We start from the raw sequence: 24,009 nt of genomic DNA on the forward strand, positions 1-24,009 counted from the left end.
AATTCATTTATGCTCACCTCAAATTTTAATCAGGCAGGATTTCTAACACATCTCTAAATAAAATATCACCTTGCGTCACATCCGGCCCAAATATAGTCACACCTTCCGCAAAATTCACGCCTTCAATTCTTCTTTCAGAGTCTCTCCAGAACATTCGCGTATAGCCAATCTCCTCAAAACATTGCTTGATTATTTCCTCAAAGTCAAACTGTGTAAAGCTAAAAGTCTCCTCAGCGTCCCCGATTAACACCGGAGCAATCTTTTCGGGGTCTCTATTCAATACTTTAAATCTATGATCTAATCCGTAGATATTGGCTAGTTTAGAAATGGTTAGAATAGACGTATACTCAATCTTAAAGCCATCTTCTTTATATTGTCCCATGGTAAAGTACCACTGATCTGATGGATTTTCATAGTCTGTCATGCATTTCACTTCAACATTATTTGACTCGCAAAAACTAACTACATTTACTGGTAACTCTATTTTTTCTGATGACTTTCTTATATATAAATCTGCATTTTCACCATTGTAATACGTATCAATGATATTTCTCACTTGCTCATCTAACATGTATATCAGTCCTCTTCTTCGCAGTTTCCTTTATCCATCTATAATGATATCTCTACATACAACCCCATCGCTTCAATTTGCGGAATTATCTCTTCTATCGAGTACAGACAATGGACATCCATCAGATAATCATAACCAATAAAAATTTCTAACTGTTCTTCATAAAACACATTAGCACCAATATTTTCGCGTAACAATAACCTACACAATTCTCCTGTTTGTTCTTTGTTTACACTAGCGCAATCTTCTATATTTTGATACAAGGATATTAACTCTTATGCATATAAATATCGATACTCCACATAAGATTAATCATAAAGCTCACAAATATCTAGAATATCATGAAACAAACAAGTTCGGACTGTAAATTGAGGCCCAAATAGCCAAACATCTTCTGGCATTTTTATATCTGGAATCGCAATATCCATTTCTGTATATGAAACCTCAGAATAGCCTTGCTTCTCCAAAAATGTAACGATTTTATCATATATATCAGCTTGACTCATTGTATAAGACTGTCCACCAAATCCATCTAACACAGGTCCCATACGATTTTCATCAATATTCTCTACCTCAAATTCATGCTGAACATAAAAAATAGGAATAATCTTTGAAACATCAATCATCGTACTGTAGGAAACCTTCATTTCACCCTTCTCAAATTCTGGGTAGTCAATAGTGATTCTGATTGAAGGCCCTACCTCAACATCTTGAATCATAACTTTAAATCCTTTATGCTCGATTAAACGAACTAAATCGTCTGTAATAATTAATTCAGCTTCACATTTCTGCTTAAAGAAATCATAATCTTTATTGTGATAAATTCTATTTATTGTTTCCAAGACTAACCCTTCCATTCGTAAAATCCCCCTCTCACCTCAATCAAATTTAAAATATTGAATTTCTCTGCGTACTTATGCTTGCTTTGTTCAGTTTGACTTTTAGGACGACTTTGGCTCGTGCGATTTTGCTGACAGTGGAGGCTGCTTTGATTTTTGATTAGATAAAAACCTAAATACTACTTTATTAATTCAAATATTTTTATGTAGCCAAGAGAAATTTATAAATTTCTCTTGGCAGCCTTTCAATAAATTCTTCATAAAATGTCCTATATACTATCGAATTTTCATTTGCAAAAGAAATCCTTTATTGTCTGGTGTGGCCGATAATAAATACATCCTAACTTCGGTATTACTTTTCTCTTGCACATAAAAAGTTGCTGACCTGTACTCAATGAATTGAACCAAGAGATGAAACATACTATGCGCTGATTGAAAATCGAAGTTCTTCATTTCCACATCTAATGAAAAATAATTGTTTATCACTTTATCTTCTTTCTCGAATTTTAAATCAAAGTTGGATATACTAGCTTCCTGATAGTCAAAAAAAGAATTTATTTCTGACCATATACCAACCTCATATTCACAATTAATTGATCTTGCCAGTTTAAATAAATCATTCTTATCCATACATAAATACCTCCCTATTATTTCTTTGGAATATAAGTCCCTCCTGGTAATGGTGAGTGAACTGAAATAATACCACCTGACTCATTCGTAACCACTTTATTTCCCCGAGCATCCGTGTATTCCCAAGTCTTGCGTCCTAAATCATCCACCTTAGATTTCCTAGTCTTCATATTATTATCAATAATAGAATCTATTGTATCCTTAGAAAAATCTCTTTCATTAGCCCTCTCAGCACCATGTTCTGAGAATGACCTACCTCTCGATGTTTTATCTCCTGTTTTTATTAATTCGGGGGTGTTGCTGTCTTTACCAGATTTAATATTAGAAATCAAATCACTCGCATCTTTAATGATGTTTTGTGTGCCGTTTTTTGCTACGACTCCGCTACTTGTCGCAATAGCTACACCCGCCAAGTTTGCCGGGACACCTGCTATTGCTCCAACTCCTGTGCCATCCAGAACTAGCCCGCCACCTGCAAGTGCACCACCGCCTGCCATTCCTAGTCCACCAACAACTATACTGCCAATGTCACTTAGGATTTTTCCGATGTGATAGAGGTTGTTGTCGCCATACGCTTCATCATTTTTATTGAGCGTACCAACCATGCCAAATGTGCCATTGTTGGCGAGTCCATCTACAAAGCCTGCGCCTAGAGCGAAGGTCCCACGAAACTTCGGTTAATTTCTCATTGAATCATTATGTAACCGAGAAAAAAATATTTCTCGGTATTGATGTATCAATCATTCATATCGATAATCTTGATTATTTCTTTACATTTGTTTAACCATTGAATTGCATTGTCTCTTTCTATTTTAGTTTTATATATAATCTTGTATTCTTTTACAAATTGTGAATAGCTACTAAAGTTATCCTTACTTTTTGCTTCACTAAAATGCCATTTATAAACTGGTGTCACTTGAAGATATATTTCTCCGTTTTTATTGTACAGCCACGTTTCATAGTAGTTAGAACTCCAGACATTGTATTTTGTACCTATCCAATTCCCTTCTTCATAAACTAGTCCATCATCTAAATCTTGGTAGCTATCATTACTCAACTTGCCAATCTCTAATTCTGGTAAAGAATCTGGCATACCAAGCTTATTATCTATTACTTTCTCAAGAAGATTATTCAGAGCAACTATAGCCTCAATGATGAAATCGTCACTATACAGTTTATAGGTATCTTGCAGAACGTTTAACAGTATTTCTATTTCATCATATCTGCGAATATCCACTTCTCTACTAGGCATGCACAATTCTATCCGATCCTGATTATTCACCATAAAAACCAATTTATTTATCATTGATAATCTTTCCTTTCTTATTAATTAGCCCAGCTTTCTGTAACGCTGATCTCATTTTTGGAGTTAGTTCATCTATTGACCTTACATGCCCATGAAACACACCCTTAGTTGTTTCATCAAGAACAACAATCTCACCCTTACTAACCCCTATCCTTCTTGTTGTGGTTCCCTCAGAAACAGAGACAGAGTTATCTAAAGCCTGTTGACCTTCTGTAGGAGCTTTGTTTTTCTTTCCATTATCAGCCTTCCCGTGATATGGTGCATTTTCAAATTTTCCGTTTGCACCAGACTTAACTTCCTTGTTAGATCCACTTCTTATATTAGAAATCAAGTCACTCGCATCTTTTACGATGTTTTGTGTACCACTTGTAGCTACGGCTGCGCTTCCTGATGCGATTGCTACACCTGCAATGTTTGCTGGAACGCCTATCACAGCGCCTGCGCCGGTTGCATCCAGGCCTAAACCAACTCCAGCGATAGCTCCACCGCCTGCCATTCCCACGCCACCAACAACAATACTGCCAATGTCACTTAGGATTTTTCCGATGTGATAGAGGTTATTGTCGCCATAGGCTTGATCATTTTTATTGAGCGTGCCGACAATGCCAAATGTGCCATTGCTGGCGAGTCCATCTACGAAGCCTGCGCTTAGAGCGGAGGTTCCACTACATACGGATTTCCAATTTTTCTGTGCGCGTAGTTGATTCGCAATCTTCTTCTCTGCGTACTTTTTGCTTGCTTTGTTCAGTTTGGCTTTGAGTACGACTTTTGCTTTGGCTCGTGCGATTTTGCGGACGATGGAAGCTACTTTTATTTTTGTTTTGGCTTTTGCTAGGAAGTTTAGCCCCGCTTTTTTGATGGTGGTGATTTTTTTTCTTCACACTGCGTTTGATTTTTTTGTATCTTTTTCTGTACGACTTTTTTTGGCTTTTTGATACACTTTTTTTCGCTGTTCTGTGAATCTGTTTGATGGATTTCGTGGCTGCTTTTTTGAATTTTTTCACCGCGCGTTTGACTTTCGTTGCTACTTTTTTCACGGCGCGTTTGATTTTTTTGTAGACTTTTTTTACTGCTTTTTTGATTTTCTTGATGGCTCGCTTGACCTTTTTCACCGTTTTCTTGATGGCTTTCGTGACTTTCTTTACGCCTTTTTTGATGCTATTGCCGAGTTTCTTCGCTGCTTTTTTGGCTTTGTTTTTGACTTTCTTCGCTTTTTTCTTGAGCCAATTCATAAAATGACCGCTCGGATCGGCATAGGAGTTCGGGTTGTTACCGCCATAAATGTAGCGGTTTTGACTCCTTGGGTCATCGAGGGCACCTCGGTACGTATCGGCTTGTAGGAAGCGACCGGTGTTGGTGTCGTAATTCCGTGCGCGTAGGTTTTGTGTGTCATTGGTGTCATGTATTTGAGCGCTGTAAACAATTTACTTTGTTCTTAGAACGGGTTGCGATGCGATAACTCAATATATCAACCTTGCCCTTTAACCCCTATCCATACTTTCTAATTGTACTGTTTTCTAACATATTTTTGTATGTATCTGAGAGAGAAAATCTCTCTCGATCTAGCGAATCATCTTAGTTATAGTTAAACTAAACTCTTCTACCTCACAAATAATACTCATCAAAATAAGTACTAATAATTTGGTCAATCTCTGTATTTTCTCCAACATGCACTGAAAAATAATCCAAAAAATATTGATATACATTTTCATTTTTATACTTGCTCAGTAAACATAAAAATTCTTCTGCCAACTCGATATCTTGACTTAACTTTTCCTCACTGAAATAGAGTATTAAAGTAGTTATATCCGATTCGACAATCTTTTCAGACACGGCTTCTAATACAAAACATTTTTCATCAGTTGAGTAAGTCTCATTACAAATAAATTTAACAAGCTCATCTTTTGAACAATCTGATTGATAAATTCTAACAGCTGTTTTTTTTAATCTAACTACGGCATCGGGTATGTCATTATAGTAGTCTTCATAGAAATTAACGTAATTAATGTCATTATGTGTAAACTCATTTATATTATTATACGCAACTATCTCATAGTTACTAAAGTCATTGTGAATGACAGTAAAATCTGTAGCCTCATACACCGATAGGTTGCCCATGTCATCAATAATTCTATACGATTCAAACACACTTTCACTATCTATAAGTTGATATTCTCCCGAAAAAATTGGATAGCATTTATCTAGAGTTATATATTTATTTTTTTTATTACTAATACATTGGACTATCATTTTCTCACTCCTATCGGAATAAAGTTACTATCTAGCTCCACAATCCAAAAATCGTCGCCTACACCAGACCGTAAGTCTTTAGGTTTTGAAACTTTTATTTTTGCATCATAGGAACTCACCTCACCAGTTTTCAAATTTTTTATAATAATGTACTTTTCCTGTTCCAAAATTACTTGTATAAGAAAATTCGGATTCCATTTTAGCCCAATCAGACATTGAACTCCCATCCTTAGTAAGTTCGTTTATAAGCTTAGGATCTTTTAATTTATCACCTGAAATAATAGATTTAGAGTTTTCAACAATATCACCTTTTAATAACGATTCCTTATACTTTTGATAAGCAAAAATATCACTAGCTTGATTACTATTTTTAACAGGTTCTTTATTAACCGAATTTCCTATGCTCCCTTTATATACACCACTACCCCAAACACCTAGGTAACCTAAATTCAGCATACCGACAGCCCCAGCATATGCAAATTGCTTCTTCTCCCATTCTGTTAGCACTTTTCCTGTGAATGGATTGACACCTGTTTTGACCGCTAACATTTGTTTCATGTAGATGTCCATTAAGTCATTACTCACACCACCTGAACTTGTTGCCACGGTGCCATTTTTCACGGCCGCTGTATAGGCTTTCGTTGCTGCTGCATTTTGTTGTGGTGTATTGCCTGGTTTGGATAGCCAGTAGGTACCGTCATCTAGCGGGCTCTTCTGATAATCAGAGAAGTTATATGAGCTGATTGGCTGCGTATTCTTACACACTGCTTGATACGCTTTATTCTTTCTAGCTTCTTCTGCTTTTTGTTTTGCTTTTTTCTTGGCTGCTAGTTGTTTTTTCACCGTTGCTTTGATTGCTTTTCCTGTTGCTTTGACATAACTGAAAGCTTTTCGTATTTGTTTGATACCTGCTTTCTTAATGGTTTTTACAATATGTTTCACTTTTTTGGCTACTTTTTGTACTTTTTTCAGGATTACTTTTGCCTTTTTATAAGCCTTTTTCGCCACTTTTTTTGATTTGTTTGATGGATTTCTTCGCGGCTTTTTTAAACTTGCTTACCGCGCGTTTGACTTTAGTAATGGCTTTTTTTGCAGCACGTTTGATTTTTTTTATAGACTTTTTTTTACTGCTTTTTTGATTTTCTTGATGGCTCGCTTGACCTTTTTCACCGTTTTCTTGATGGCTTTCTTGACTTTTTTCACGGCTTTTTTAATGCCATTGCCAAATTTCTTTGCCGCTTTTTTGGCTTTGTTTTTGACTTTCTTCGCTTTTTTCTTGAGCCAATTCATGAAGTGACCGCTCGGATCGCCATAGGAATTCGGATTATTGCCGCCATAAATGTAACGGTTTTGCGTCCGCGGATCGTCTAGGGCGCCGCGATAGCTATCGGCTTGTAGGAAGCGACCGGTGTTGGTGTCGTAATTCCGTGCGCGTAGATTTTGTGTGTCGCTTGTGTCGTGCATTTGGGCGCGGTAGCCGATTTGATTTGCCATTGGTGCGGTTGCAATCGCGGTACCGTAATCGGTGTAGTCGTAATCCGTGCTTTCTTCGCCGTCGGATGTCGTTGCGATGTCTGTCAAGCCGTTTTCGTGATAGCTTTCGTCTTCGGTTCCGAGGATTTGGTCGTCTTCGCCAAAGCGGTAATCGGTGCTGGTTTCCGTCGTTTCATCGTTGTCTTCGGTGGTTTCGTCTAGTTGTGCGACTTGGGTGTATTCTTGGGTTAAGTCGTTGATGTAGCGAATCGTGGTGATGGCTTGATACCCGACGGATTTGGTTGTTTCTGTCGTGCGTTCAGTGCTTGTCGAGTTGCCGCCATCGCTTTCTTTCAGCTCGGTTTTGCCCTGAATGCCATCTTTTACTTTCGTTGTTGTCGCTTCCTCGGATGTCGTTGTTTTCGTGCTGTTGTCTTTCGTCACAACGTCGGTGCCTTCTTCGGCGATTGGAGAACAGCCTTCAAAATCGCCAGACGCGCGTTTTTCGAGTTGTTTGGCTAGGCTCTCGGTTTTAGTCGTGGATTCTGTTTGCTTCGTTGTCGTGCCTTCTGTGGCTGTTTTGCTTGGTGTCACTTTGAGTTTGTCTTTGGCTTGTTTGTCGTAGTCTGTGATCCATTCGCTGAGTGTGCCTGTGACTTCTTTGGTTTTGTCGGTGATGGTTTCTTTGCCAATCCGGTTGCCGAATGCGTCGTAGCTGTAGGTCGTTACGTGGCCTTCGTTGTCGGCGGATTGGATCAGTTGGTTTTCACCGTTGTATGTGTATGTTTCTACTTTACCACTTCTTAGTGCTTTTTTGGTAATGTTTCCGTTTTTGTCGTGGGTGTAGGTCGTGTCCGCGTCTCCATCGGCTTGAATCATCGCGAGGACATTATCGTCATCGTAGTGGTAGGCTTCGATGGTTTTTTTGCCGTTTTTGACGCGTTTTAGTTTGGTTCGGTTTCCGTTGGCGTCGTATATATACGTGATGACTTCGGTGTTTTTGCCTGCTTGGATGGTCGTGTCTTTGATTTGGTCGTCGGCGTCGTAGGTGTGGGTTTTGACTTGTTGGCTGCCGTTTTGATTGATCGTTTCTTTGGTGATATTGCCGTTTTCATCGTAGACGTAATCGAATGTTGCGATCGCTTTGCCGGCTTTATTGATGGTTTGGACGTGTTCGGTTTCGCCAATTGCGGAGTACCGGTACGTTGTTTTGGTGCCGTTGCTGTAGTGAATCGCGAGTGGTAAACCGTTGGCGTCGTAGTCGTAGGTGGTTTTCTTGCCGTCTGCTTCGATGACATCGGTTAACTGGTTTGTGTCGTCATAGCGGTAGGTCACGCGTTTGCCGTCTGGATACACCAATGCTGTTTTCCGTCCGATGGTATCGTATTCGTATTGCAACGTTTCGCCATTCGCATCTTTGACCGCTGTTACATCACCGTATTTGTTGTACCTGAAAGTCGCTGTGCCGTCTTTGGATGTCGCGGTTTTGATTTCGTCGTTTTCGTCATACGTATATTTGTAGCCGCCTCCGTCGAATTGTTGCTCGACCAGATTGTTCAATTCATCGTATTTGTACGTCGTCTTGCTGCCGTCTGGTTTGGTTTCGGATTGGAGCGAACCGTCGAGGCTATAAGCGTATTTCTCCGTTTTGCCTTCTGGTGTCACTTCTTTGACCATATCGCTGCGGTCGTTGTAGCTGTATTTCGTCACGAAACCTTTGGCATCTTTGATTTCCGTCAGATTATCCACTTTGTCATACGTATACGTCGAGGTCTGACCCAAACGATTTTTCGCCGTCGTCATCCGATCCAGCGCATCATATTTAAACTGTTCCTTCTGCCCTTTCGCATCGGTGGTTTCCGTCACGTTCTCATTACCATCATACTTCATTTTCGACTCGTTGCCGCGTGCATCTTTCACGGAATCCAGCAAACCGCGCGCGTCATAATGATACGTCGTCACCGCATTCGTCGGGTCCTTCATGCTTACCACTTGGTCGTTTTTGTTATAGCGATACTCGGTGCTCGCCTTCAAAGGATCCGTTTCCTTCGTCACATTTCCCTTTTTATCATACGCATACTGATACGCCTGATTTCCTGGGTCAATCATCGACGTCACGTTGCCAACCTTGTCGTACTGCACTTTCGACTCGTTGCCGCGGACATCCCGCATCGCCGTCACGCGGTCTAATTTATCATACGAATAGCCGACCGCGAGTTTATTCGGGTACGTAATCGCCTTCAAACGCTGCGTTTTATCATACGAATAACGTGTCATTCTGCCTTTTGCATCTTTTTCAGACGTCTGCTGGCCAAATTTATCGTACGTATAGCTCACGATCGCCTTCTTCGATTGATTGTCGCTTTCCTCGGTCAAATCGCCGAACTGGTTGTACGCATAACTCTGCTTATAGCCAATTTCATCCGTTTCCGAAAGCAGTAAATCGTCTTTATCGTACGCATATCTCGTCGCCTTGCCATTCGCATCGATTTCTTTCAACACATTCCCACGCAAATCATATTCAAATTTGGACGTAATTCCCGCAGGTTCTTTTGCCGTCAAAATTTGATCCGCATCGTCGTACGTGTAAACTGTTGTGTTCCCGCGTTTATCCGTTTCCGCCGTCAAACGACCAGCCGCATCATAGCGATTCAGCAATTTAAAGCCAGCCGCGTCGATCTCCGTCGTCAAACGTCCCAGCGGATCATAGCCAAACTGCGTCTTGTTTCCTTCCGCATCCGTCTGGCTCGTCACAAGCCCCGTCGCATCAAATTTCTGCTGGGTCACGCCGCCGTTTTCATCGACAACTTTTATCACATTCCCGTTCGCGTCGTACGTCACGCTCGATACAGCGCCCGCCGCGTCCGTCGTTTTCACCAAGTCGTCGTTGCCATTATAGCCATAGCGCGTCGTCTCGCCGAGCGGATTCGTCTCCGTCAGCATATTGCCTTCCGCGTCATACGTGTACGCATACTTCCCACCATTCGGCAGAATTTCCGACGTCACATCGCCACGTTTATTGTACGCCATGCTCTGCGTCGTGCCTTCCGGATGTTGCTGCGCGACCAATCGATCCGCCGCATCATACGCATAACCCGTCTTATTCCCACGCACATCCGTCTCACTAACGACATTCCCAAACGCATCATAGTCATACGTCTCGCTCCGGCCTTTACGATCCGCCACGCGCGTCACATCGCCAATTTTATTGTACGCATAACTTTCCTTTTGTCCCGTATTGTCTTTTTGTTCCAACAAACGATCCATTTTATCATACGCAAAAGTAGAAACCGTACCATCGGCGTTTTTCTGTTTAACCACATTATCCGCCAAATCATATTCGTATGTTGTTTTCCTGCCAATCGGGTCCACGCTCTCCGTCACATTTCCACGCACATCATACGCGTACGTCGTCTTGTTCCCAAGCGCATCCACAATCGCCGTCACGTCGCCCGTTTTCGAATACTCGTACGCCGTCTCGTTCCCATAAGGATCAATTTCCGCCGTCAGATCGCCATTCTTATTATAGCGATACTGCGTAATATCCCCCGTCGGTGAAACCTCCGTCGCCACCAAGCCGAGCGCGTTATACGTATATTTCGTCACGTTACCTTCCGCATCCGTCTCCCGAATCACATTCGCTTCCCCGTCATAAGCCAGCGTCACCGCATGCCCATTTCCATCCGTAATCCGCGTCACATTACCATCTGCATCATACACATAGCGAGTTTTCGCGCCAACTTCATCGGTCTCCGTCTGCACCTGGTCCACCTTATCAAACGCATACTGCTTCACGCCACCAGCCGCATCACGCTCCGCGACCACACTGCCGTTCGCATCATAATCATACGTCGACACACGCCCAGCCTCTTTCAGCTTCGTCGTATTGCCATTCGCATCAAATTCGTACTCCTGCACATGGCCTTCCTGATCGACAAAACGCGTAATATTCCCCATTTTGTCATACGTAAAGGCTTCCGTCGTGCCATCCGGATACGTAATCCGCGTCACATTCCCATCCGCATCATACGCGTACGCCGTCACATTCCCTTTCGGATCCGTTTCCGTCGTCATATAGCCCGATTTCGCGTCATACACATACGTCGTTTTCTGCCCATCCGCCGTCTCTTCCGACAACTTCTGGCCTAGCGCATCGTACGTGTAACGAATCACCGTACCATCCGCAGCCGTCGCTTTCACAACCCGGTTCAGCGTATCATACGCAAATTTTTCCTTGTTTCCAAGCGGATCCGTCTCACTAATTTTATTCCCGTTCCCGTCATACGCGTAGCTCGTCACGCCACCCATCGGATTCGTCTCTTCCGTCAAGCGTCCCAAAGCATCATACACATACACCGTCTTATTCCCATTCGCGTCCGTTTCACTAACCTTGTTCCCGTTCGCGTCATAGCCATACGCCGTCACGTCCCCGCGCGCATTCACTTCCCGCGTCAATTCCCCACGCGCATTTCGCGTATACGTCTCCTTACCGCCATTCGCATCCGTCACCGCGCTGAGCATCGACAACGCATCATTCGCATAAACCGTCACATTCCCACGACCATCCGTTTCACGCACAGGATTTCCATCCGCATCATACATCGTTTTCGTCGTCACACCATTCCCGTCCGTCTCCGAAATCAGCTGTCCATCCGCATTATACGCGTATTTCTCCACAGCCCCATTCGGCAAAATAGACCGAACCACATTGCCCGCCGCATCATAGTCATACGTCGTCACCCCGCCAAGACTATCCGTTTCGCGAACCAACTGATTTTTCCCATCAAAAGTCGCCGTTTCCGTCGATCCATCCGGATAAACCGTTTTCGTCACGTTCCCGTTCGCATCATTCACAAACGTCGTCTTATTTCCCAGCTGATCCACAGACGCAACCAACTGATTTTTCCCATCATACACGTTCTCCGTCACCGATCCATCCGCGTATTCGATTTTCGTCGTCTGCAAGCGCTCATTAAAATAAATCACCTGCTTATTCCCGTTAAAATCCGTCGTCGTCGTTTTGCCGTCCTCGTATGCAAGCGTCGCGACATTCCCCTCGCCATCCGTCTGCTTCGTCACACGACCATCCGCATCAAACACGTTCTCAATCAACAGTTTCCCGTCATGATCCTTATACGACGTCATGTGATGCGCATCATCATACTGATACGTCACCACTTTCCCCGTCTGATCCACAAGTTTCGTCAAATTCCCGTCCGCGTCATACGAATACGCCAACTTGCCACCATCCGGTAACGTAATCTCCTTCAAATACCCTTGCGAATCCCACGCATACGTCAGCACTTTCCCAGAGCCCGTCACCATCTTCGTCAACTCACCATCCGCATTATACGAATACACCGTCACATGACCCGCACGATCCGTCGTTTTCAAAAGCAGCCCATTCGCCGCAAAAAGCGACACACTACCGTCTTCCGAGTTCACGACCTCAAACTCCCGCGCACCATCCTTACTCAACTTTTTCGTCAAAGCAAGCGGCTCATCCTCCGCAATCACAAAAGTCCCGTTCGTCTGTTTGTCAAAAAACACACTTCCGCCATCCGCGCGCGTCAACATCACCGTTCCGTCCGAAAGGAAACCAAGCTGATCCGCCAAATTAAACGTCCAGTTCCGCCCCATCGGACTATCCTTGCCTTGCCCCATCGAGTTATACGTCCGCGTTATCGTGCGTTCGCCGTCGAAATCAAACCACTTCGCGTCCTCCATATCATAAAGCAAGTTCCCACTATCAAAATTAATCGGCTCATATCCGAACGTACAGTGTTTCCCACGCCCTAAAGCCAGAGCATCCAGTCGCATCTTATCCGCCGAAGAATAATTCCCCGTCTGATACGCCTTCCCCGCATTCTGCTGCGGATTCCGAATAAACACCAAGTTCCCCTGAACCAAGAGCTCATCCTTCATATTATTATCCAACATAAACTGCGACCGCTTGTTCGAAATCCCGTAAAATTTCAACAAACGCGGCAACGAATCCATCCCCGTCACCCGATAAATCTGAAACGTATCATACTTCTTACTCGCCGACTCGTTCCCGTCCTTAATCTCCGCCTCCACTTGGTACAAATGATTCTCCGCGAGAGCACCCTTCAAAAGCAGCGTATTCGTCTGCCAATTACTCATCAACTCGCGATACTCCTGCGTCAAACTGTTCAATTTCGGATAATCCGGGAACAAATAATCCCGCCCAATCGACGGATCCGTCCCGCTAAACGTCACCTTATTTTTATCCGACGTATCGACAATTTTATAATGAATCTTCGCATCCGGACGACCAACCCCGTCCATCCCAAGCGCTGTAAAATCAAGCATGCCATCATTATTCGCACTCACAAAAGGACGCAAATACAGCGTCGTATCCTTCAGTGGCATATCCGCATCAATCGGCGGACGCTCGCGATGCTTAAACACCACATACGGCGACTCACTCGTCACACCAGATTTCGGCGCAGCAAACACATCGGCCTGCGAATACGGCAATTCAAACCCATTCACCTTCGCCGTTTTCACGATCACGCCATTATTTTTCCCGCCATTGACCCAATCCTTCGCAACCGTCGTAATATCAAACGAAACCCGACGATTCGCATCATCAATCCCGCCAATATACGTCTCGTTGCCATCTAGATTCGCCGGTGGGCCATACGGAAAACCAAGGCTCTGGAATTTGCCATACGTCAGGTCGTCAATCGCCCCAACGTCCTTCGTAATCCCGTGCACCTCGAATTGACGCTTCACAATTTTGCCGCTGCCATCCTTCGCACGATCCCCCCAAAAACCTTCCGTTCCACTTCTAAAAAGAGAAAGCTCCGCCGACTCAATTTCGCGGTTCGTCCCAATTTTTTTAATCTCACTATCCGGAACCTTCACAACACCATACGTGATAAAATGGGCGGCACCAAGCGTTCCCGAGTTATTCCCATCGTCATATCCAATATACATGTACGGCTGAAAAGAATACGCGACATCATCCCGATACTGGCGCAAACTCGTTGCCTCAATCCCGTTCGTAATCTTCGTACTCACAAACGAAACCGCAACTTTAGCAAGGCTTCCCGTCACATTCGCCGTACTAAACGCCGCAACCTCTAGCTTATAGCCGTCCTCCGTCTTCACCGATTTCGCCGACAACGTATCGATCACAGACCCATTCTCATCTTCCAAAACAGGACTCGCAATCGCGCCAATCAACGTTTTGCCACGATAAATCAACGTCGCCGCACGCTTCGCATCATCCTTTAGCGTCACGCCATCCGGAACCGTCAAATCAAACGCCACCGATTGCGCCGTCTCATCTCCCGTCTTCACATACTGCCCGAGCCCCATCCCAAAACTATCCGCCTGCATCGTAAAAGCATCCGTTTTAGCATCCTCACTCGCATAAAATATCCGGTTATCCCGCGTCGCGACCTGCGTCAAATCCGCGTCCCCACTCGGTCGAACCGCCACATCCGCGCCATCCAAACCAAGCGTCGGCATCACATCTTCCGTCACGGTCTTCGGTGTCACAATCGGGCGTGCCGTCTCACTCGCCGTCCAAGCCTTCACGCCATCCTTCACCAGCGTCGTATCAAAATCCTCCCATTTCCCCGTCGCGCTATCCTTAAAATGCACCGGCTCCGTAAAATAATACGTCTTGCCCTCACCAGTATCCTTGTTCACAAACGTCTTCGTATTCTCCGTCCGATCCGCAACCACCTCATCCATCCCAGCAGCATTCGCGTCCTCCGTCAAACCCTCCGTCACACTCGGCGCCTCCGCCTCAAACAACCGCAACGCATCCGCATTAACAGTATCCGAATTTTCCGCTACCGTCACACTTTCCGTCTTCGCCCCATCCTTCAACTGCTTCTGCGCATCCTTATCCAAATCCGCCACCGTCACCTTATCCTGCGACGCCAACCGTTTCCCATAATAATTCCCAAACTCGCTCTCCACACTCATCGCGCCCTGCACAAACTGCCACGGCATCATCGAAAATAGCAAAAGCGTCACCAATAAAATCTTCAATCCCTTTTTCATATGTAATCCCCGTCTCCCTTTATAATGTCATTTCCTTCTTCACGTTCTTCTCTATCTCCAAAATCCCCGTCAAGACCCGCTGCGCCTTCTTATAGTCCCGCGCCTCAATCGCATCATTCATGACTTTCAGCTCCGTTCCAACATCCCCATAAGCCGAATAAATTTTCCGATCCGCCTCCGACAATCCGTCCCAAACATCCGGCTTCTTGGCTTTCACATAAACCGCCCGAAAACCCGTCTCCATCTCCCGCAACTCCGCCAAATAAGCCGATTGACAAATGTCCCAGTTCAACTTCAAATCCGACCATTTCGCATAATCCTCCTTAAAATCCTGCGCCACTTTCACCGGTTGCGTCTTATCCGCCTCTTTCGAACACTGTTGAAGCGCTATCAGTAAAATAACAATAAGCACAACGAACAGGGCGATTAAGACCCATAACCTCTTATTTTTTAACAATTCCTGCATCGATAAACCCTCCTATTTTCCACAATCTTGGCCAGTATACCATAAAAACAGGACGATTTTAGGAGCATCTGGAAATTGTCGGTTTTCCGTCACAATTTCGAGCGAAATTATGACTCATGCTAGCCTAACCAACTTCAAATATATACAACCGCAAAAAATGCACAACTCTCCGTCTTGGAATAAATAACCTCAACCATGCTATAATAAAGCAAAATAACGAGGAGTTGAATCTCATGTTTTCCGAAATAAGCCTCACCAACTTTTTCTCATTTCAAGACAAAATCAGTTTATCGCTCGATCAACCTTACAGCACAGCCGAAACCTTCCAACAAAACACGCTTTATTCCTACTACGATAACAATAAAAAAAGAAGCATCTTAAACGGTGCTATTATTTACGGCGCCAATGCTTCAGGTAAAACGAACCTGCTGTATGCCTTCACGTTCCTTCGCCAACTCATAGCCAAAAGCCACACCTATACCGAAAAAGCAGATTTTCAAATAACGCCTAGCCCCTTCCAATTCTCCGCACGACAAAACAGAATCAGCACCTTTTCCATCTCCTTCATAGAAACAAATATCCAAGAAGGCCTAGACATCAAATACACCTATTCCCTCTCGATCGACGCCTACACATTTGAAATACAAGAAGAATCCCTAACCTACCAAAAAATACTCAAAACAACATTATCCAAGCCAATCACCGTTTTCGGACGCCTAAAAGGACGAATTAACGAGAAAAACGCCCAAATAAAAACCATGTGCAACAAAATCGAACAAGAAAACATCACCTATAAATCCATACTCGCCATGCTGATCCATGACATCAACAAAGAATTTTTCGAAAAAGAAACTAGCACGACCGCCTATCAAGTTGTCGAATGCCTTGCCCATCAAGTGACAAAAGGCTTTTTAAGCGAACAATTAGAAGGCGATTCATTAGAAGCATTCGCCAAACAGATCGATCACGACAAGGCATTCAAAGAGCAAATACTAGCAACATTATACGATTTTGACTTTGCGATTCATGATTTTTCCGTCACCGATATGACCGATAACTTAGTGGAATCCATCGAACAGGCGACTTTTTCCAATGAAGTAAAAGCGCAATTAATCGAAACCACCAAGAAGAACCGCCGCTTTGAAATTAACACCTCGCATATAGTTGATGATGTCAGTTATCCGCTGAGCGTCAGCATGGAATCCGATGGCACGAAGAAATTTTTAGAAAGTTCGATCCGCCTGTTTGATGCTTTGCAGAACGAGACCTTATTCCTAACCGACGAATTCGATAACAAATACCATACGAAAATCCAGGAAGGACTACTGAACAAATTCGTGCATCAAGACAACGACAAAAAAGCCCAATTCATTATTGCCACACATAATCCGCTCCTGCTAAATCCCGATCGCTTTGCCAAAGAACAAGTCATTTTTGTCCAAAAAGATCGCAATACACAGGCGAGTGACGTGTTTAGCTTGGCGGAATTCCATGAAATAACCTATAACAACCACAATTGGATGAATCTATATTTAGACGGTCGTTTTGGAGCCGTTCCGGAGGTGTTTTAAATGAGCCGCGAAATTCGCAAAATCATCCACCTCTTCATCCCCGAAGACAGCGGTGGCATCAAACCAAACAGCTGCGAGGCCCACTATTTCAAACTACTTTTCCAGCGCCGACTGAAAAATTATCAATTAAAAATCTACACACACGCCCAAGAAACCAAATTCAAAAAAGCGCTGAAATTCAGCGCCCATCCCGATGATAAATTTTTCATAGTAACCGATCTAGATTTCACAGAAGACCGTTCCAACCTCCGATACGTCAAGAAAAAAATTCGCAATCTCGCCGCCCTCGGAGAAAACGCCCAACTATTCGTCTCTGGCCGTAGCTTCGAAGTCTGGCTTTGCATGTATCACGGCGTCTACACCAAGCCTTCATCTCCCAAGCCACCCTAAACAAAACCGTCGCCCGAGACTACACAAAAAAAGAGCGCTGGTACATCAAAGAACGCGGACGACTCTACAGCAATTTACGATCAGCCAGCGCCAACGCAAAAAAATCCCGGCGCATCATCCTGTCCGGTGCCTCGCGCGACCAAAAACGCTATGTAACAGAACTCCCAAATTTCACCGACGAAGCCCTGCTCGACTACTTTATTGCCCGCGAAACCTTCACGTATGTGGATTTGCTGGTGAAGGAATTGCAGAATTTGAGTCGATGATAAGAAACCTTATAAAGTTAGATATAGCAATTGATTACTCGGTGACAAAAAAAAACTCTTTCGCATAAAACTGCTCCTATGCGAAAGAGTCCACCAAAAGTGGTCAAATCTAATTTATTTAGTAATCATCTACTCGTAACCAAAAATCTTTTACTGATTCAGGATCCATTAATCTATTTATTTGATACTCTGAATCTAAAAAAAACATGCCAAGATACTCACGCAACATTTTATTAAAGATTTTGCTATTTCTGTAGGCTAAAGAAAGCATGGGCTATTCCATCCCAACATTTTACATAAAGCCTTAAACGCTCCAAAGTTAGATTTTTTAATTCCAACTTTAGGGGGTGCATGACAGTCCCCATTTCACTGGACTTTAATTATATCAAAAATGATAAACATTAAGCTTTTGAAATATCGGTTTACAGAGCCTAAATAACCCATAACCAATCATCCCACCACTCACATTCCATATCAAATCATCTATATCTACATATTTGAAAGCAGATTGGTAAAGAATATTTTGTAGCAGCTGCAATAATTCTATAGACATCGATAATGTAATAACTATCAAAAACATTCTTTTCCAACCAACTTTATATTTTGAGCAAAGTGGATACAAACAGCCTAAGGGTATAAACATAATAGCATTAGCCACTACTTGAAAAATCCCTTGGCTTACATCCATATCTCCACTATAAATATAGATTTCCCAAATAGTTGCAAAAGGGACAACATTAATACCGGATACACCTTCTCTAAGTGCACGTGTATCTTCAATCAACATGCTATTTGCCATAATTGGAAACATAGTATATCCAACAACACCTGTTAAATAAATAAACATAAACGATTTAAAAACTATCTTCTCGATGGATTCTTTTTTCCTAATCCATTGAAATAAGAAAAAATAAATAAATAATGGGTGCAATAAGAAGTATATCTTTCGCAGTTAACATAGCCTAAAACCACCTTATTTATTTTTAATAGTTCCTACACCTTTGGTAGTGTAATTAGTACTTATTTTCTCAGCTTTAATACAAAAATCAGATGAAGAACTACCCACATAATATTGATGTGTAGCTGTCACACTTGCTCCGCCCTTACCTTGCGTAGCCGAACCTATTTATTCTGCCGTTTATTAACTTCCATCGTAATAAACTCCGGCAAATAGTTAGGCGTACATCCTTTTGACACTACTTCATCCTTATACAGTCCCGTTTTCTCGCCTAATTTCATGCAGCGTGCGCGATTCGCTTCATCATAAACGCCTATCCAACCAGCCAGAAAATTCATCGCCCATTTTACTTCTGGCTCTTCCTGCATGATAGTAGTTTCCAATGCCGATAGCAAGTCTTCCGTGTTATCCGGCGGTGTTTGTCCCGTCCATCTAAGCCGTGCTTGATAATACCAAAATGTTCGCCTTTGAAGAGCAGAAGAACTGTTCTCCCATGACTCCATCAACACGATTGTTCTCTTATCTTTGGCGAGCTGATTCGCCATTAACCAGTCCATTAAATTATTTCGCTCATCGAAAGGGTGCGTCTGCATAGCTTTATCTAGTTTATTTAAAATATCTTGCGTGAGAAGTTTTTTGTCCATAATTAAGATGGCTAATAATCTCGGCAAAAGGGCTTCACTTGACCAAAGTTCCATCGCTAGCTCATGATCTTTTTTTATGTCCTTCGCGATTTTTCGTAAATCACCTAGCTTTGTTTGATTGTCAATCTGAGCTAAAATACTTTCTGCTTTTGAAGAGCGGTTTGTTTTACTATCCATTTTTATACAAATCCTCTATCAGACAACATCAAAACTCGCTGGATAACGTACAACTCCTGATGGCATCTCTTTCCTGAGCGGATACACCATAAAATTCACATCTGGAACGTCAAACGGCGCCGTGATTTGGTAGTCTTTCGCTAGCTTAAAACCAAACCGCGGATAATATGTCTCATGTCCCAAAACACTGATACAGCGGTAATTCGTGTCTTTTGCCTTGGTGATCCCAGCTTCCATCAACTGTTTACCAACACCGCGCGATTGCCATTCTGGTTTTACAGCAACTGGCGCAAGAACAAGGATAACCTCGTTGCCCACGAAACACTCACTTAGCAAACTAAAACCAACCACTTCCTCACGAACTCGCGCAACAAGGGCAAGGTCCGGTAAATACTCTTTGGACGCCGTGATGGCATCTACTAAATCAGCCTCCGCGATCGTCGGAAAACTGGCTTCTAAAACCTCACGAATGGCCTTTCTATCCTCTTTTTTCGCTACCTCTATCGTTACCGTCATTTCTAGACCTCCGCTCGCGTTTTTACTATAAATGCTTCTAGATCTTTGATCGCACCCAGAACCGTGTGTGCTGTTATTACGCCTGGCATCAAATGAATCGTCTCATCTGGTGCTGTCGCTCGCGTAGCGACTCGTCCCAGTGCAGAATCAGACAAATCAGACAATCCCATATCATGCAAACAAGTCGGCAACCCTAATTTTTCATAAAAAGGAATCAGGCTCGCGATCTCATCACAGCGGCCTTCCATCATCAGTTGAACAAAAACACCATACGCGACCTTATTTCCATGCAATATATGATGTGTCGCGTCCAAAACCGTGAGTGCGTCATGAATGGAATGCGCACCTGAGGTCCGGCCATAATCGTCACCGAATCCACCGACCATACCGCCCACCATAATATTCGTCTCGACCACCTTCACGAACGCCTCACTTAGCTTGCCATCACGCATCGAATCAAGCGCTTCCTCGCTAGCCGCAAGCAAGATATCCCGACAAAGTTTTGCCGTATAATGTGAAATCTCGATCTCCACGGAACGTTCCGCAAGCTGTGAAATAATCACGTTCGCCTCATACCATTTCGCGAGTGTGTCACCAATTCCGGCAATCATCAGTTCGATTGGCGAGTCCAGAATCACCTCAGGATCAAGTAACACCAGTGCATTACTCCGCGCAAAAACATCATATTGCAACATCTCACCACGCGCGTCATACATCACGCTGAGTGGCGTCCAAGCAGCACATGTCGCCGCAAGCGTTGGCAAAATAACGACTGCAAGCGTCGCATGTGCCGCGATCGCCTTCACTAAATCCGCGACCTTCCCGCCACCAACGCCGATAATCGCTTCAGCACCGACCGTCTTAGCAATCACCGATACCCGGTCACGCTCTTCAAAAGTACACGCCCCGCGATACGCCTCAAACGTCACATCCACACCCGTAAGCTCTGGGAAAAATCGTTTTGCTTTCACCCATGAAGCATCACCATGAACCACCAAAACACGACGGATCTGGCGACGCTCTAAATGCTCACCTAACGCTTGCCAAGCCCCGATTTTGCATTCAAATTCTTGCGGCGCACCGCGAACAATCAAATTTTTCTCCAAAAGCCCTCAATCCTTTGCTATTAATAAGTAGTCTTCTTTTTGCTGGAAGGTCATCACGATCTCGGTGCCAACGCCATCCTCAGACGATATCTCAATCTTATGCCCCAACTTCCCAGACATTTGACGGGCTAAATAAAGTCCCATTCCGGTAGCTTTCTTCTCTGTTCGTCCAATCATACCCGTAAAGCCTTGCTCAAATACGCGCGGTAAATCCTCTTCCTTAATACCGATACCATTATCTCGAATATGTAGCTCCGTTTTGCTACCAGACTCACTTATCTCGCACCAAATCTTGATTTCACCACCCGCATCGGTGTATTTCAGTGCATTCGTCATCACCTGATCCAAAATAAAACCAAGCCACTTGCTATCACTACGAACCTCGATCTTAATTTCTGCCAAATCAAGCTTCATTTTTTTCGAAATAAAGAGCTTCGAATGGCGTTTCACACAGTCACGAATCACCGGGCCAAGCGCCAGTTCTTGAATGAAATAATCTTTTGCAAACGTGTCGAGACGCGAATAATAAAGCGCCTGCATCACCAAGCGATCAATCGAATCAAGCTCAGCCTCCACCCCGCGATAAATCGTTGTCGGGTCATTCAAATCCGGATTATTAATCAACATCTTGCTCGCCACAATTGGTGTCTTCACCTCATGCACCCAATACAAGATAAAATCATGATATTCCTGCTGCTTATCTCGCAATTTCGTGATTTCGCGTTGCTCCTCCAAGTGCTTTTTACGCATCAACTCATTGAAAAACGCCTGCTCACGTGTTCGTGGTTTTGGCAATAACTCGATAATATTCTCTTCAATCTCGCCCTCCACCAACTTCTGCATCGCGTTCCAATACGTCCGCTTGAATGAATAACCAAGCACCAAATACGCAATCAAAAAGAGTAGCATAAATACATACAAGTAAATAATATTGCCCAATGTCAACTGACTATTCGGGTCTACCGCAAGCAAAATGCCAATAAAAAACATCACGACCACAAAAAACAACAAGAAAAATTTCTTATCGCGCACATAGCTCCACCAAGTCATCTTACACCTCCACTTCGATAAATCCAAACGCATTAAAATCAAACAAACCTTGATCCGTCAATTTCAGGTTCGGAATCACCGGCAATGTCAAAAAGGATAGCGTCAAAAATGGATCAAAACCTTGCTTCGTACTAACTCCACGGAAGGCATCATTGAGATGATCCAGCTGTTGCTGAATGTCTTCATACGGCGCTTCACTCAAAAGGCCTGCGATCGGTAATGCCAGTTCGGACGCGACTTTGCCATTATTTACGACCGCGATACCGCCACCGATTTCTGTAATACGCGCGATGGCAAGCAAGATATCCTCATCCGATTCGCCGACAGCAACGATATTATGTGAATCATGCGCCACCGTCGTTGCAATTGCACCATGCTGGATACCAAAACCTTTCACAATCCCAACACCAACGCACCCCGTACCTTTATGCCGTTCAACGACAACCATCTTCAACTGATCGTTTTCTGTTGCGGATTGAAATTCGCCATCTTGTACCGTCACCGACTCCACCAAATGTTCCGTAAACAGACTATTCGGCTGCATTCCGATAATGTTTGCCATGTTGCCCATCATTGCTAGCTTCAAATCTTCCCGCTTTAGCGAATGTCTGATCGCCGGTGATTCAAAAGAACCCACTGCTTTCTTAAACAGCGCCTCATCCCGCAAGCCATCCTCCACGACCACCTGTCCACGCTTCATTACTTTTGTAATCGTCACGGTTTCCAAATCACGTAAAAATAAAATATCGGCTTGATAACCCGCTGCAACAGCACCGATATGCGATAACTTATGACACGTTGCCGCATTGATTGTTGCCATCTGAATCGCCATCACAGGATCAATATCATTCGCGATCGCAAGCCGCACATTGTAATTAATCGATCCTTCCTCAAGCAAATCATCGATCAATTTATCATCCGTGCAAAAGCAAAAACGATGACTATTCTTCGGATTCACAGCAGGCAACGTATGAATCATATCGCGCCCAACCGTTCCTTCACGAAGCATCACATACATACCAGCACGCAAACGATCCAACGCCTCAACCGCTGTCGTGCTCTCATGATCCGTCCGAATCCCGACCGCCAAATAATTGTTCAAGTCCGCCTTGGAAAGTCCAGCGCCATGCCCATCAATCCGGCCACCGTGCTTCTCTGCATCCACAATCTTTTGCAAAATGTCGGATTGTCCGCTCGCAACGGACGGGAAATCCATCACTTCTGCGAGTCCAATCACTTTTTCATGTTGGTAAAGCGCACGCAAATCACTTGCTGTGAGTGTCGCACCATTATGTTCAAACGGTGTCGCAGGAACAGAAGAAGGTAGCATCACATACATGTCAAGTGGTGTTTTTGCCGCATCATCTAGCATAAATTCGATCCCTTTTACGCCTGCCACATTCGCAATCTCATGAGGATCCGTTACAATCGTCGTCACGCCGTTTGGCAGCAATACGCGCGCAAACTCAGAAGGTGGAACCATCGCACTTTCGACGTGGACATGCGCATCGATAAAGCCCGGCACAATAAACTGCCTTCTTGCATCAATAATTTCCGCAGCCTCACTAAACTCACCAATGCCAACAATGTAACCACTCTTAATCGCGACGTCCCCCTCCATAATCTCACCAGAGAACACGTTCACAATCCGACCATTCTTAATAATCACATCTGCCGCAGCACGCAAATCACTTACTGCCACGCGTTCCTGTAACTGCTTCACCTTTCGCATCCACACCTTACCTCCTTCACG

The 24,009-nt window shown here is 43.8% G+C and carries 20 protein-coding genes and 1 pseudogene; 2 read left to right on the top strand and 19 right to left on the bottom strand.

Features of this window, described 5'->3' with window-relative positions; all coding sequences use genetic code 11:
* Positions 1-25 precede the first annotated feature (25 nt).
* The 13 genes and pseudogenes from PGRAN_RS07845 to PGRAN_RS07890 form a co-directional block, all read right to left on the bottom strand.
* Positions 26-571: a hypothetical protein gene (locus tag PGRAN_RS07845; RefSeq protein ID WP_036066310.1), complete on the bottom strand. Its 546-nt coding sequence runs from the start codon at positions 569-571 to the stop codon at positions 26-28.
* A 38-nt stretch (positions 572-609) separates the two neighbouring features.
* Entirely contained in the window at positions 610-834 is a 225-nt protein-coding gene (locus PGRAN_RS16780; RefSeq protein ID WP_159101124.1) for a hypothetical protein, read from the bottom strand.
* 45 nt (positions 835-879) lie between these two features.
* Positions 880-1,428, bottom strand: coding sequence for a hypothetical protein (locus PGRAN_RS17275; RefSeq protein WP_036066312.1), 549 nt, complete (start codon positions 1,426-1,428; stop codon positions 880-882).
* Positions 1,429-1,686: 258 nt separating this feature from the next.
* Positions 1,687-2,040 (bottom strand): hypothetical protein, encoded by a 354-nt coding sequence (locus PGRAN_RS07855; RefSeq protein ID WP_036066313.1) that lies wholly within the window; start codon positions 2,038-2,040, stop codon positions 1,687-1,689.
* Positions 2,041-2,057: 17 nt separating this feature from the next.
* The gene (locus PGRAN_RS07860) at positions 2,058-2,645 is read right to left on the bottom strand and encodes a hypothetical protein (RefSeq protein ID WP_036066314.1); all 588 of its coding nucleotides are present in this window, start codon (positions 2,643-2,645) and stop codon (positions 2,058-2,060) included.
* 131 nt (positions 2,646-2,776) lie between these two features.
* A complete protein-coding gene (locus PGRAN_RS07865) occupies positions 2,777-3,346 on the bottom strand; it encodes a hypothetical protein (RefSeq protein WP_036066315.1) in 570 nt (189 codons plus the stop codon).
* Entirely contained in the window at positions 3,336-3,842 is a 507-nt protein-coding gene (locus PGRAN_RS07870; protein WP_206537359.1) for a hypothetical protein, read from the bottom strand. The genes PGRAN_RS07865 and PGRAN_RS07870 overlap by 11 nt, the downstream gene beginning before the upstream one ends.
* A gap of 169 nt (positions 3,843-4,011) precedes the next feature.
* A complete protein-coding gene (locus tag PGRAN_RS17280) occupies positions 4,012-4,458 on the bottom strand; it encodes a hypothetical protein (protein WP_241433311.1) in 447 nt (148 codons plus the stop codon).
* A gap of 135 nt (positions 4,459-4,593) precedes the next feature.
* Positions 4,594-4,770 (bottom strand): annotated as a pseudogene (locus tag PGRAN_RS17750) (RHS repeat-associated core domain-containing protein); the annotation flags it as partial.
* Positions 4,771-4,951: 181 nt separating this feature from the next.
* Positions 4,952-5,596 carry a hypothetical protein gene (locus PGRAN_RS07880; RefSeq protein WP_036066317.1) on the bottom strand — a complete coding sequence of 215 codons (645 nt, stop codon included), beginning with the start codon at positions 5,594-5,596 and terminating at the stop codon, positions 4,952-4,954.
* Positions 5,597-5,716: 120 nt separating this feature from the next.
* On the bottom strand, positions 5,717-6,538 hold the full coding sequence (locus tag PGRAN_RS17285; protein ID WP_241433312.1) for a hypothetical protein: 822 nt from the start codon (positions 6,536-6,538) through the stop codon (positions 5,717-5,719).
* A 168-nt stretch (positions 6,539-6,706) separates the two neighbouring features.
* The gene (locus PGRAN_RS07885; RefSeq protein ID WP_241433313.1) at positions 6,707-15,112 is read right to left on the bottom strand and encodes an RHS repeat-associated core domain-containing protein; all 8,406 of its coding nucleotides are present in this window, start codon (positions 15,110-15,112) and stop codon (positions 6,707-6,709) included.
* A 19-nt stretch (positions 15,113-15,131) separates the two neighbouring features.
* Positions 15,132-15,578 carry a hypothetical protein gene (locus tag PGRAN_RS07890; RefSeq protein WP_036066318.1) on the bottom strand — a complete coding sequence of 149 codons (447 nt, stop codon included), beginning with the start codon at positions 15,576-15,578 and terminating at the stop codon, positions 15,132-15,134.
* Between the two features lie 233 nt (positions 15,579-15,811).
* Here PGRAN_RS07890 and PGRAN_RS07895 point away from each other — a divergent pair, with 233 nt between their 5' ends.
* Both PGRAN_RS07895 and PGRAN_RS07900 read left to right on the top strand, forming a co-directional pair.
* On the top strand, positions 15,812-17,149 hold the full coding sequence (locus PGRAN_RS07895; protein WP_036066319.1) for an AAA family ATPase: 1,338 nt from the start codon (positions 15,812-15,814) through the stop codon (positions 17,147-17,149).
* Positions 17,150-17,539, top strand: a complete 390-nt coding sequence (locus tag PGRAN_RS07900; protein WP_036066321.1) for an RloB domain-containing protein — start codon at positions 17,150-17,152, stop codon at positions 17,537-17,539. It begins immediately after the preceding gene.
* Positions 17,540-18,190: 651 nt separating this feature from the next.
* On the opposite strand, the gene PGRAN_RS07905 is transcribed toward PGRAN_RS07900, so the two are convergent.
* The 6 genes from PGRAN_RS07905 to ade form a co-directional block, all read right to left on the bottom strand.
* Positions 18,191-18,652: a VanZ family protein gene (locus tag PGRAN_RS07905; RefSeq protein WP_051998507.1), complete on the bottom strand. Its 462-nt coding sequence runs from the start codon at positions 18,650-18,652 to the stop codon at positions 18,191-18,193.
* A 275-nt stretch (positions 18,653-18,927) separates the two neighbouring features.
* On the bottom strand, positions 18,928-19,584 hold the full coding sequence (locus PGRAN_RS07910) for a DNA alkylation repair protein (protein ID WP_036066323.1): 657 nt from the start codon (positions 19,582-19,584) through the stop codon (positions 18,928-18,930).
* Between the two features lie 18 nt (positions 19,585-19,602).
* Complete coding sequence (locus PGRAN_RS07915; RefSeq protein WP_036066324.1) at positions 19,603-20,100, bottom strand: GNAT family N-acetyltransferase; 498 nt, start codon at positions 20,098-20,100, stop codon at positions 19,603-19,605.
* 2 nt (positions 20,101-20,102) lie between these two features.
* Positions 20,103-21,206 (bottom strand): iron-containing alcohol dehydrogenase family protein, encoded by a 1,104-nt coding sequence (locus tag PGRAN_RS07920; RefSeq protein ID WP_036066325.1) that lies wholly within the window; start codon positions 21,204-21,206, stop codon positions 20,103-20,105.
* Positions 21,207-21,212: 6 nt separating this feature from the next.
* Complete coding sequence (locus tag PGRAN_RS07925) at positions 21,213-22,256, bottom strand: sensor histidine kinase (RefSeq protein WP_036066326.1); 1,044 nt, start codon at positions 22,254-22,256, stop codon at positions 21,213-21,215.
* Position 22,257: 1 nt separating this feature from the next.
* Entirely contained in the window at positions 22,258-23,988 is a 1,731-nt protein-coding gene (gene ade, locus PGRAN_RS07930; RefSeq protein ID WP_036066327.1) for an adenine deaminase, read from the bottom strand.
* Positions 23,989-24,009: the final 21 nt, after the last annotated feature.

Origin of the sequence: Listeria grandensis FSL F6-0971, assembly GCF_000525835.1 — a bacterium.
Lineage (GTDB): Bacteria > Bacillota > Bacilli > Lactobacillales > Listeriaceae > Listeria_A > Listeria_A grandensis.

Excerpts from the sequence above, each read along its gene's own strand:
- PGRAN_RS07870 (WP_206537359.1), bottom strand. The coding sequence starts at position 3,842 with ATGGCAGGCGGTGGAGCTATCGCTGGAGTTGGTTTAGGCCTGGATGCA.
- PGRAN_RS07895 (WP_036066319.1), top strand. The coding sequence starts at position 15,812 with ATGTTTTCCGAAATAAGCCTCACCAACTTTTTCTCATTTCAAGACAAA.
- PGRAN_RS07865 (WP_036066315.1), bottom strand. The coding sequence starts at position 3,346 with ATGATAAATAAATTGGTTTTTATGGTGAATAATCAGGATCGGATAGAA.
- PGRAN_RS07880 (WP_036066317.1), bottom strand. The coding sequence starts at position 5,596 with ATGATAGTCCAATGTATTAGTAATAAAAAAAATAAATATATAACTCTA.
- PGRAN_RS07900 (WP_036066321.1), top strand. The coding sequence starts at position 17,150 with ATGAGCCGCGAAATTCGCAAAATCATCCACCTCTTCATCCCCGAAGAC.
- PGRAN_RS07890 (WP_036066318.1), bottom strand. The coding sequence starts at position 15,578 with ATGCAGGAATTGTTAAAAAATAAGAGGTTATGGGTCTTAATCGCCCTG.
- PGRAN_RS17275 (WP_036066312.1), bottom strand. The coding sequence starts at position 1,428 with ATGGAAGGGTTAGTCTTGGAAACAATAAATAGAATTTATCACAATAAA.
- ade (WP_036066327.1), bottom strand. The coding sequence starts at position 23,988 with ATGCGAAAGGTGAAGCAGTTACAGGAACGCGTGGCAGTAAGTGATTTG.
- PGRAN_RS07845 (WP_036066310.1), bottom strand. The coding sequence starts at position 571 with ATGTTAGATGAGCAAGTGAGAAATATCATTGATACGTATTACAATGGT.
- PGRAN_RS07885 (WP_241433313.1), bottom strand. The coding sequence starts at position 15,112 with ATGAAAAAGGGATTGAAGATTTTATTGGTGACGCTTTTGCTATTTTCG.
- PGRAN_RS07925 (WP_036066326.1), bottom strand. The coding sequence starts at position 22,256 with ATGACTTGGTGGAGCTATGTGCGCGATAAGAAATTTTTCTTGTTGTTT.
- PGRAN_RS07915 (WP_036066324.1), bottom strand. The coding sequence starts at position 20,100 with ATGACGGTAACGATAGAGGTAGCGAAAAAAGAGGATAGAAAGGCCATT.
- PGRAN_RS07860 (WP_036066314.1), bottom strand. The coding sequence starts at position 2,645 with ATGGTTGGTACGCTCAATAAAAATGATGAAGCGTATGGCGACAACAAC.
- PGRAN_RS07905 (WP_051998507.1), bottom strand. The coding sequence starts at position 18,652 with ATGTTTATTTATTTAACAGGTGTTGTTGGATATACTATGTTTCCAATT.
- PGRAN_RS07910 (WP_036066323.1), bottom strand. The coding sequence starts at position 19,584 with ATGGATAGTAAAACAAACCGCTCTTCAAAAGCAGAAAGTATTTTAGCT.
- PGRAN_RS07855 (WP_036066313.1), bottom strand. The coding sequence starts at position 2,040 with ATGGATAAGAATGATTTATTTAAACTGGCAAGATCAATTAATTGTGAA.